The sequence below is a fragment of the Streptomyces lancefieldiae genome (assembly GCF_031845825.1).
GTDB lineage: Bacteria > Actinomycetota > Actinomycetes > Streptomycetales > Streptomycetaceae > Streptomyces > Streptomyces lancefieldiae.
The window spans coordinates 1-1,053 of the sequence record NZ_JAVRFH010000235.1 but is presented as its reverse complement, the minus strand read 5'-3'; the positions used below and the strand labels follow the sequence as shown (position 1 = coordinate 1,053).

Here is a 1,053-nt window from a genome sequence, read left to right as displayed (position 1 = left end):
TGTATTGATCACGAGCGTTGTTGACACTCGCCGGTGCTTGATCATGGCGAAGACCTCCGGTGTGGTGGAGCTGTCTAGGACTGCACCGCACGGAGGTCTTCGTGTCCCACCGTAATGCCCGGCTGACCGTTCACGGCAGGCGGCTGCTCGTTGAGCGTGTCCATTCCGGCCGTCCCGTCGCACATGTGGCCGCCGAAATGGGCATCTCCCGCGCCACGGCCCACAAGTGGGTCCGCCGCTGGCGGGCCGAGGGCGAGCCGGGTCTTGCCGACCGCTCCAGCCGACCGCGCACGACACCGCACCGCACCCCGGCGGACGTGGAGGCCCGCGTCTGCCGCCTGCGCCGGGACCGCAAGCTCGGTCCCGCACGGCTCGGCCCGGTCCTGGGCCTGCCCGCCTCGACCGTGCACCGCGTCCTGGTCCGCCACGGCTTGAACCGCCTGTCCTTCCTGGACCGGCCCACCGGCCAGATCATCCGCCGCTACGAACGCGACCGGCCCGGCGAGCTGATCCACGTCGACGTCAAAAAACTCGGCCGGATCCCCGACGGAGGCGGTCACAAGGTCCTGGGCCGCCAGGCCGGCCGCGCCACCCGCAGCAACATGGGCTTCGACTACATCCACTCCGCCGTCGACGACCACACTCGCCTGGCCTACAGCGAAATCCATGGCGACGAGAAGGCCGTCACCTGCGCTGCTTTCCTGCGTCGGGCAGCAGCCTTCTTCGCCGCCTGCGGCATCGACCGCGTCGAGCGAGTCCTGACCGACAACGCCTGGCCCTACCGCAAAAGCTTCGCCTGGCGGCAGGCCCTGGCCGACCTCGGCGCCGCCGGCAAACTCACCCGCGCCTACCGGCCGCAGACCAACGGCAAGGTCGAACGCTTCAACCGCACCCTGCTCGACGAATGGGCCTACCTGCGGCCCTACACCAGCAACACCGAACGCACCGCAGCCCTGACAGACTTCCTGCACACCTACAACCACCACCGCTGCCACACCGCACTCGGCGGCAAGCCACCCATCAGCCGTGTGAACAACGCTGCGGGTCAATACA

The 1,053-nt window shown here is 68.9% G+C and carries 1 protein-coding gene; it reads left to right on the top strand.

Translation table 11 applies throughout. From position 1 onward, the window contains the following. Positions 1 to 101 precede the first annotated feature (101 nt). A partial coding sequence (locus RM812_RS41840) for an IS481 family transposase (protein WP_311586210.1) occupies positions 102 to 1,053 on the top strand: 952 nt, incomplete at its 3' end.